This window comes from Bacillus sp. B2-WWTP-C-10-Post-4 (assembly GCF_009183805.1).
GTDB classification, from domain to species: domain Bacteria; phylum Bacillota; class Bacilli; order Bacillales; family Bacillaceae_G; genus Bacillus_A; species Bacillus_A cereus.
The window spans coordinates 65,805-75,322 of record NZ_WEII01000014.1 but is presented as its reverse complement, the minus strand read 5'-3'; the positions used below and the strand labels follow the sequence as shown (position 1 = coordinate 75,322).

Sequence of the window (9,518 nt, the reverse complement as noted above, 5' to 3'; positions counted from 1 at the left end):
CAATATCCTTATATTAAATTTATTATAACTTAATTCCTATCAAGTTAGTAATTTTTTCTATTTCGAAAGGTTTTAACTTTGTATTTAAATATTTTTAGCGCTATAATGATAAACGAATTTTTATTGAAAGGAGTTTTACTTTGACTGCATATTTATTTCCAGTGAAAACAGCATTTATTTTATTTCCTTTTTTAGCAATGTTTCTTTTAATCCCTTTTTTAATATTTAATTATCGAAAATACGGTTATTTAAATAAATGGCGCTCATTTATTTTATACTCATTATTACTTTACTTATTAAATGCCTATTTTCTTGTTATTTTGCCGTTGCCACAAACGTTTGATACTTGTAGCCTACAACCGGCTAATACACAACACATGCAACTCGCACCATTTTATTTCATACAAGAGATTAGTAGTCATACATCGGCAGTTTTAACGAAACCAGCTACTTATTTCTACTTATTAAAAGAGTCTGCGTTTTTACAAGTTGCCTTTAACGTTCTATTAACTGTTCCATTCGGTATTTACTTACGTTATTATTTCCGACGTAGTTTCTTACAAACAATTTGCATTTCCTTTTTCCTTTCACTATTTTTCGAGCTAACACAAGTGACTGGATTATACGGTATATACAATTGTGCATACCGATTATTTGATATCGATGATTTGTTTTTAAATACATTAGGTGGCGTAATTGGTTTTATCATTGCACCAATATTTACGTACTTCCTTCCGAAGACAAACGAGTTAGATAGTCATATTGATTTGGAAACGAAACCAGTCGGATTCATTCGTCGCCTTATCGCGATGCAAATTGATTGGATTTTCTTATCTATCGTCGTACCTGTCGTTAAAAACAAAGGAAATTCTTTCTTCGTTTCTAATATGCAATCTTACACCAATATGTATGAACTCATTTTCATTACGTGTTCAATCCTTATTTACTTTATTATTATTCCATACTTTACTAACGGAAAAACAATTGGGAAAGCATTGCTTCGCATTCACGTGAAAGGAAAATCAAATCGTATTACATTAAAAGAACTATTTATTCGCTACGGTATATTTTATTTTGCGTTAGGTGGAATCAATTATATTCTTTCTAGTAGCTCTATTTTAAATCACACAGAGCCTCTAATATTACTCGTTACATTGTTATTCCTATTCATCATTAACGGCCTATTTATTATTCATGTTTTACTACATGTATTTAGCCGGGATAAACTACTATTTTATGAACATATTAGTCATACAAGAAATGCAATTACACTAAAAAAAGCTGACAAATAATTATTTGTCAGCTTTTTCATATACATAATGTGAAACTTTAATTAGCCCTCACCTAACTTCTTTGCTTCCACTGAATTTTGAGGTAGGGGTCTTACTGCCTGACAAATAGCGGGATAAATAACTTCTCCGCATAAGGATTAAAAAACATTCCAAGTTCATCTAGAGATTTCCTCACCTGTAAAAACGAATGAAACTCTGGATATATATATTGTAATTGTTCATACGATAATGTATGCATTTTCCCCCAATGTGGACGCCCTTCATACTTCAGAAAAATCTTTTCCACTTCGCCAAAGTAAGCAGCATATTTCATACCTTTATACATATGAACAGCGATATATGCTGAATCTCTTCCATAGGCCGGACTAAGCCATATATCATCCCCTTTCACATAGCGGCATTCGATTGGGAAGTGCACCTTATACTTTTTCTTTTCAATAAGATTTGAGATTTCTTCTACAACCGTCCTCATATACTTTGAAGGAATGCTATACTCCATTTCATAAAATGGCACCGTACGTGATGTAGCAAATACTTCATAGCTCGGGCCAATTATTTTTGTGTTTGGTACAGCTTTAGCTGATAACCGACTCACGCCTTTACTTATAGAAGGAAACCATTTACATCCTTTAGATAGTAAAGAGAACATCCTATTTTCAAGTAACTCCACCTTTAGTTTATGCCATTTCAAATCACTGCCTTTATTCGTTGTTTCGTTCGTAAGTTTCACTTGTACTTCATCAGAATAAGGAAAAACGAAAAATTCAAAATGACGATGCTTCTTATATTCTTCTAGTTTGTTCATTACAGTGGATAATGACTGTTTTTCACTTTCATAAACGAGTGAATACGCTGGAATAACCTTCAATTTTATCTTTACAATGATACCTAACATTCCAAGTGACAACTGAAACGCTCTCCAATATTCTACGTTCTCAGCTTCCGAACAAACTATACTCTCACCATTAGATAGAACTGCCGTAATCTCTATAACTTGTGTTGATAAACTCCCAAAGGTAATACCCGTTCCATGAGTCCCCGTACTAATCGCTCCTGCAATAGATTGCGAATCAATATCCCCTAAATTTTCTTGCGCATAACCTTTTTCCTCAAGTAACTTCCCTAAATCATATAACTTTGTTCCTGCCCATACTTCAGCAACCATCTTCTCTGCATCAATATTCACAATACCCTTCAATTCATCTAAAGAAACTAAAACTTCTTCCGTTTGCACAAGGGGGGTAAACGAGTGTCCTGAACCGACAACACGAATTTTCTTTCCCTTTTTTCGCGCAAGCCCCACAACTTCTACTACATCTTGTATACTTTCTGGATACATCGTATAATACGGCGTTCCTTCTACATTCCCTGTCCAATTTCTCCACTTTTGTCCCTTTATAGAAAGCATTGGCCATCCCCCCGATATGTTGAATACTCCCCGACAATCTCTCCTTTTTTAACACGATATAAAAAAGGAAAGCGTTCACATAATTCACCAGCCTTACTATGACGAAACAAAATGGTCTCTCCTATATCCACTCGTTCCTCGCCGTTATAAAAAATTGGCGTTTGTACCTCGCCAGCACCTTCTAAAGCTAATAATTTTGCACCCTTCGGTCTCCAAACTTCAGGCTCTTTATCTTTTCCAACTGCTCCTGAAGCAATATATCCACCACCTAGGCAAGTGTAAATAAACGGGACTGGTTTACGCACAACTGGTAAGGCAAATCCGACCGCTGGATGAAATTTCACCTCTTTATAATAATCAAACAGCTTCGGAGAATAAAAAGCAGAACCTATTGTAATCTCTGAAACTGAATTATCTTTCTCGGTTGTTTTTATGCTTCCTGTTCCGCCTCCATTTACAAACCTTAGCTCAATACCAATGTTTTGTATTGCTTTTACAATATGTTCTCTTCTTTCTTTAACTTCTAGCACTGATTTCTGCTTTAAATACGAAATCACTTTACTTTTCAACCATTGATTCGGTATATAATCGCCCACCCCGGCAATTTGAGCTTCATATCCCATTACACCATCTAACATTAAATATGATGACCTTCTCACCTTTTCTACTACTTTCAACGCATCCTGCACATTTTTTACTGGGGACCTTTGTACACCAAAATGAAATTGAAAGAAGCGACTACTCATATCAATATCCAAACAAACACGAAAACATCCTTTAGATTGCTCAGCAATGTTTTCTAAATACACAATATGCTCTTCACAATCCACCATACAAGTTATAATGAAACCTTCCTTTGTTAACAAACTAATTTCATACAGAGCTCTTTCATCGTAAGCAGGATATCCAAGCAATAAATCATTAAATCCTTGTTCTATTAAAAATAAAATCTCTCTAGGTGAAAAGCACATAATACCTTGAAATCGATCATTTGCAGCTAGTATCTTTTGCATAATCGGAACAGAGCGTAACGATTTACTCGCTATACGAATCTTTTTATTTCCACTTAACTCTATAATCGATTGAATATTTCTATCTAAAGCCACTTCATCCAAAAATGCACAAGGTAATGGAACTTCTTTAAAAATTCCTCGATCCACATTTTTCTCTCCTCTTCTCAATATGTCTTATACATATTGGAAAGAAAGTGTGATTTTCCTGTTTGCAAATAAAAAAAGTTTCTTCTTTACGAAGAAACTTTTTGAAACTACTTCATAGAAATAGTCGCCTCTACTGGATAATGATCAGAGTAATCATTATACGTATATTTTTGGAACCATGATGTAACAGTCCATTGTGGAGATTGCGGCTGTAACACCTTATTCTCTATATACGATGGGTTCGCATGGTCTTTACTTGCAATAATATAATCTAAATACTCAGCAGGACTATCAGGGAAATTATATTTTGCAATACTGTTTGTCGTTGCGTCCCAAGTCGCTGTATGTCCAGTATAAGATGGTACAGAAGCGTTCAATGTTTTAAACATAGATGCATACTCTGAGTCATTCTTGTTCTCTGCATTTATTTTATTTACGTTCATATCACCACCAATTAACACATACTCATTATTTGGTATATTTTTATTTTTAATAAAGTCTTGAATTTCTTTTAATTGGTCTGTACGTACAGATGCAGGTGAAGTTTTTCCGCACATACTATCTTCCGCTTGCAAATGCGTACCAATTACATGAACAAAGTGATCATTTTTCTTAATTTTCGTGTATACAAATCCTTTATTCGATAAATTATCTGGCCCGCATCCTTTTGCAAATACATATTGAATCTTTTCAGCGATTGGCCATTTGCTCACAATCGCAACGCCACCATCTTCAGGAGTTGAAGATGAATAGTTTCCTAACGTTTTATCCCATTCACTTCCACTACTACGACCTAATACTGCTGTTTGATTTGGATATTCTTTCTTCAAATTCCCTAATAAACGATCTGATGCGCTATTATCAAACACTTCATTTAATATAACTACGTCTTGATTCTTTATATAATCTGCCGCCCCGATTAAATCAGCACGCTCAGTTTGTCCCCAGTTCGGATATAAGTTTGTTGATAGCATATATACATTATGCGTCATCACTTTTAATGTATCGTTTTGATTTGTAGACGCTTCTGCTTGAGCTGACGTTCCGCTATATAAAGCTCCTAGACCAACACCTAAGCTAAGTACACCTTTTAGCAATTTACCTTTCACGTTTCATACCTCCATGTATTGTATAGTGATAAAAAGGCCAAATACTCTATTCTGAGATTTGACCTTTTTTAAATACTTAACGATTTCCGTACGTATCAAACCAAAGCTGAATATATCCAGCAGTAACACGTTGTGCATCCATTAAACGCTTACCTGTCATTGGTGTAACTTCAGCGCGCCATTTATCTGCATATTCTTGTGATACAGCAGCTCTCACGAAACAATCTTTCGTATTATCATTTACAATGCCAGCGTAATCTTGTTTCGCAACTACTGCCGCTCCATGAATCCAATCTTCTGGATTCGTACCTTTCCAGTTCCAATATCCATTTCCATCCGTTACTTTATAGTTATCTTTTATCGTATCTACAAAGTTTTCATATTTAGAATGGAACCCTTGTGGATACGAAAGGTTCGTAAAGTTTGCTGCATGCATCGGTTGGTTTACATCCCCTAGATAATGAAGAGATAATCCTAAATAGAAGAATGCTTGTTTCATATCTTTATTTTTGTAAGACTCACCAGCTAATTTAAAATACTTAGCTCCAGTTTCCTTTGCCTGCTTTGCATACGGAATATAAGTTTTCCCATTGTCAGGGTCATAGAAATGTGAAGCAAATGTGCTATTATCATAGTAAGGATTTTCATAGTCAGCAGCATAAATACCGTTCTCTAACTCCGTACGCCATTCATTTAATAGTGCAACTCGATCTTGTTTTACAAGTGTTGTATTACGAGACATAATATCAATTGCACGGTTTACAATCCATAAATGAGAATTCACGCCTTCTTTATGTTTATCTTCAGCAGACCAGCGCGGAATAACTCCAAATCTCTGTCCCCCATCATTTTCATGAGCAAATGCAACACTTTGTAATGGAGCAACTAATGTAATAGCTGCCGCTAAAGCAAGTACTTTCTTTTTCATATAAAATCCTCCATTTTATAATTGAATTATTGTAAACATTTTGTTAGGATCCTATGATGTCGTCCGGTTAACCTATGACTAGAATATCCCACCTTTCACGAAATTTCTATCAATAAATTAAAATATGCAAATGTTCATATCATTATAACTTTATACACAGTGAATATAATGAATGAATACACTTTCATTTTAATAAACTATTATTAAGGCTTGTCTAAACTAATGTAAAAAAAGAGTAAAGCATCTGAATGCTTTACTCTTTTTTTCTATTCGATAATATACTTGGCAATTGTACATTAACTGCTAACTTATGAATAAATCCAAACACTAATCCAATCCCAATAAATATGTATAAGATTGTAAATATCTTTCCGAAATCAGTTTGCGGACTAAAATTCCCATCACCGACAGTCGTCAACGTGACCACACTAAAATATAAAGCGTCAATAGGACGTAATTCTTCAACTGTACTATAAAAAATCGTACCCGATATTAAAGTCAAAATTGTTAATACGAATAATACTTGAAATTCTTTATCTTTCCACGCTCGTAAACAGGCTCTTAACATTCGCTTTAAAGTTAACAAAAATGAAAGCATTAGATTCTCCCTTCCAAACAAAAATACATTTAGTCAAAGGAAAGTCTATCACCTTTCAGTATAGAAAAAAAGTAGCCCTCTTCTATTTCTAGAAAAGGGCTACTCTATTCAATTCTATCTTATTTAGGTGAAACAAGAATTTTCACTTGTGTTTTATCTTTTACAAGTGCTTCAAATCCTTCTTCAACAACTTGATCGACTGTAATTTTTTTCGTAATTAATTTCTCTGCTTGAATTTGACCAGAGCTAATTAATTTAATAACAGCTGGGAAGATGTGACGGTATCCTAAAATACCAATAACTTCTTTTTCTTTTAATACTAAGTTATTTGGAGTAATTGTTGCGTCTTTTTCCCATACACTAACAATTACAGTTTGTCCTTCGAAGCTTGTACTTTCAATCGCTTGGCGTAGTACAACTTCAACACCTGTTACTTCAAAGCTAACATTTACACCTAAACCATTTGTTAAGTTACGAATTTCAGCTAACACATCTTGAGTTGCTGGATTTAATACATAATCCGCACCTGCTAATTTCGCTAACTCTTGACGTTCTTTAGAAAGTTCAACTGCAATAACAGGAGTTGCTCCTGCTGCTTTAGCTGCTTGGATAACAAGAAGTCCAATTGGACCGCAACCAAATACTGCTACTGCTTCCCCTTCTTTTAATTTACTTTGACGTACTGCATGAACTGCTACTGCTGCTGGTTCTACAAGCGCACCTTGTTCATACGTCATTTCATCTGGAATGTGATGAACCATATCTTCTGGTACTACTGTATATTCAGAGAAACCGCCGCCTTCTCCGCCAAGACCGTGGAAAACAAGTTGTTCACAAACATTGTAATGTCCATGTTTACAAGCTTCACATTTACCACAAGAATAAATTGGTTCTACAACAACGCGGTCTCCCACTTTATGAGATGTAACTCCTTCACCAATCTCTATTACCTCACCACTAAACTCATGACCTAAAATAACAGGTGCTTTCACATGTGTTAATGGATGTTCTTCTGTTGGAATAAAAATAGGCCCTGCTAAATATTCATGCAAGTCTGTCCCACAAATACCACACCATTTAACTTTGATTTTCACTGTTCCTGGTTTTACTGTTGGTTCTGGTACTTCTTCTACTCGTACATCACGTTGATTATGCCAAAGTAGTGCTTTCATTTTATACATCCCTCTCTATGTATATACTTAACCTGGTGAAGTTTACAATTCTATTATAATACTTCTATCCATATATTTCAAAAAAACAATCGTATCTCTACTAATTTTTTACAAATAACGTTCAATATTTTGTCACTTTGTACTTTTTTCCACATCTGTTAATTCAATTTCATTGCAGGTGAAATTAGCATTGTGCCATAATAGCATAGGAGAGGTGAATATCGCTTGAAATATTTTATTTACTTTATCGTTATCGTGGCATTTTTAGATACATTTTCACAATTACCTATTATGAGTACTTTCGCTCAAAGCCTTGGAGGAACCCCTCTTATTATCGGGCTAGTTGTCGGTATGTACTCATTCGCTAATATGATCGGGAATATTATTGCTGGAGCAGCTGTCGATAAATTTGGTGCAAAAAAAATCCTTTATATAAGCATGGGAATTACGAGTTTCATAGTCTTGTTATACACCGTTGTTCAAAGTGGTGAACAACTATTAGTTGTTCGCTTTATGCATGGATTTAGTGATGGCTTTTTAATTCCTGCTGCCTTTACATTTTTATCAAAACAAACAAATGCAAATAGACAAGGAAAAGCAATGGCTCTGTCTGGTGCTGCTGTTGGAACAGCCGCAATCGTAGGACCGGCTTTCAGCGGTATTATGAAAGCAACAGCTGGCGTAGAATGGGTCTTCATTACTATTTCTATTTTAATGGCTCTTGGTACGATCGTATCTCTATTCTTCTTACCAAATAACGTATCAAGAAAAGATACATCAAGAACGCAAATAATGAACAAAGAAGATATGGTTGAACTTTTAAAATCAGAACCGTTATTACAAGCATATATTGGTGCTTTCACATTAATGTTTTCACAAGGAATTGTCACTTATATGTTACCAGTAAAAGTTGAGGCATTAGCGCTTAAAGCATCCACAACAGGCATGATGTTAAGTGTATTTGGTATAACTGCTATCCTCTTCTTCTTGCTTCCAACAAATCGTATTTACGATCGATTTAATCGTTCGAAACTAATGCTAATCGGAATTGCAGTTATGGCATTCGCATTATCTTTACTCGGATTATTTGCTACAAAAGGTATGCTCTTTATCGTAATGATGATTTATGGAATTGGATTCGCAATCCTCTTCCCGTCTATTAACGCTTTACTTGTTGAAAATACTACAGACGATAATCGCGGAAAGGCATTCGGATTATTTTATGCCTTCTTCTCATTAGGAGTTGTTGCTGGCTCCTTTACAGTCGGCGCAATCGGAGCATCACCTAGCATCAGCTTCATTATCGGGACAGCATTTTTATTAACATTTGCTGGGATGATTTATGTAAGAAGCAAAGTAAAAAAGACAATGATGGGATAATCCATCATTGTCTTTTTTAAAATGCATATTGATATAATCCGTAATATAATGGAAGCGTTGGAATAATGCCAATTAATTTAAATATAAAAGGTAACGGCTCATCTCGCTCTTCATATAAACGAAAAACAAAAACTGCAGTTAAAGTCCAAATGACGCTAAACAAGAAGATACATTTCCAAACAATTGAGGTTAATATTTGTATATCAAATACAAAACCAAAGAGCCCTATCGAATAGAACTCTTTTTGCCCAATATATTACTTTTGTGTATAACCAAATAACAATGTAAATAAATTAAACTGTAAAGGCAATACTACATTTCTTCTTTTACAAAAAAGGTGTATACATACCGACGATACTTCGACAATTTCCTCGGAAATATTTCCTTTCCCCACATAATTTGATACACTACACATGAATAAAAACTTGTATTACATAAGCTAAAATAATAACTTACTGTACAAATTAAAAA

8 protein-coding genes and 1 pseudogene are annotated in these 9,518 nt (G+C 34.6%); 2 read left to right on the top strand and 7 right to left on the bottom strand.

Annotation, left to right across the window (positions count from 1 at the left end; all coding sequences use genetic code 11):
- Positions 1-140: 140 nt before the first annotated feature.
- Positions 141-1,292: a VanZ family protein gene (locus GBN78_RS09385; protein WP_000128012.1), complete on the top strand. Its 1,152-nt coding sequence runs from the start codon at positions 141-143 to the stop codon at positions 1,290-1,292.
- Between the two features lie 91 nt (positions 1,293-1,383).
- Here the strand turns inward: GBN78_RS09385 and GBN78_RS09380 are convergent, their stop codons facing one another.
- The 6 genes from GBN78_RS09380 to bdhA form a co-directional block, all read right to left on the bottom strand.
- Positions 1,384-2,700: a D-arabinono-1,4-lactone oxidase gene (locus tag GBN78_RS09380; RefSeq protein ID WP_048568080.1), complete on the bottom strand. Its 1,317-nt coding sequence runs from the start codon at positions 2,698-2,700 to the stop codon at positions 1,384-1,386.
- Positions 2,688-3,860, bottom strand: a complete 1,173-nt coding sequence (locus GBN78_RS09375) for an amino acid deaminase/aldolase (RefSeq protein WP_000373743.1) — start codon at positions 3,858-3,860, stop codon at positions 2,688-2,690. The genes GBN78_RS09380 and GBN78_RS09375 overlap by 13 nt, the downstream gene beginning before the upstream one ends.
- A gap of 107 nt (positions 3,861-3,967) precedes the next feature.
- Positions 3,968-4,969: a sphingomyelinase C gene (gene sph / locus GBN78_RS09370; protein WP_000676789.1), complete on the bottom strand. Its 1,002-nt coding sequence runs from the start codon at positions 4,967-4,969 to the stop codon at positions 3,968-3,970.
- Positions 4,970-5,045: 76 nt separating this feature from the next.
- Positions 5,046-5,897: a phospholipase CerA gene (gene cerA / locus GBN78_RS09365; RefSeq protein WP_152127307.1), complete on the bottom strand. Its 852-nt coding sequence runs from the start codon at positions 5,895-5,897 to the stop codon at positions 5,046-5,048.
- Between the two features lie 253 nt (positions 5,898-6,150).
- A complete protein-coding gene (locus GBN78_RS09360; RefSeq protein WP_000948209.1) occupies positions 6,151-6,495 on the bottom strand; it encodes a potassium channel family protein in 345 nt (114 codons plus the stop codon).
- Positions 6,496-6,614: 119 nt separating this feature from the next.
- Entirely contained in the window at positions 6,615-7,667 is a 1,053-nt protein-coding gene (gene bdhA / locus GBN78_RS09355) for a (R,R)-butanediol dehydrogenase (protein ID WP_000645827.1), read from the bottom strand.
- A gap of 225 nt (positions 7,668-7,892) precedes the next feature.
- Between bdhA and GBN78_RS09350 the strand changes: the two genes are divergently transcribed.
- On the top strand, positions 7,893-9,047 hold the full coding sequence (locus GBN78_RS09350; RefSeq protein ID WP_152127305.1) for an MFS transporter: 1,155 nt from the start codon (positions 7,893-7,895) through the stop codon (positions 9,045-9,047).
- A gap of 16 nt (positions 9,048-9,063) precedes the next feature.
- On the opposite strand, the pseudogene GBN78_RS30140 reads toward GBN78_RS09350, so the two are convergent.
- Positions 9,064-9,276: pseudogene (locus GBN78_RS30140) on the bottom strand (hypothetical protein); the annotation flags it as partial.
- Between the last annotated feature and the right edge of the window lie 242 nt (positions 9,277-9,518).

Bases quoted from the DNA above. Each gene is read 5' to 3' on its own strand.
- cerA (WP_152127307.1), bottom strand. From the start codon at position 5,897: ATGAAAAAGAAAGTACTTGCTTTAGCGGCAGCTATTACATTAGTTGCT.
- bdhA (WP_000645827.1), bottom strand. From the start codon at position 7,667: ATGAAAGCACTACTTTGGCATAATCAACGTGATGTACGAGTAGAAGAA.
- GBN78_RS09360 (WP_000948209.1), bottom strand. From the start codon at position 6,495: ATGCTTTCATTTTTGTTAACTTTAAAGCGAATGTTAAGAGCCTGTTTA.
- GBN78_RS09380 (WP_048568080.1), bottom strand. From the start codon at position 2,700: ATGCTTTCTATAAAGGGACAAAAGTGGAGAAATTGGACAGGGAATGTA.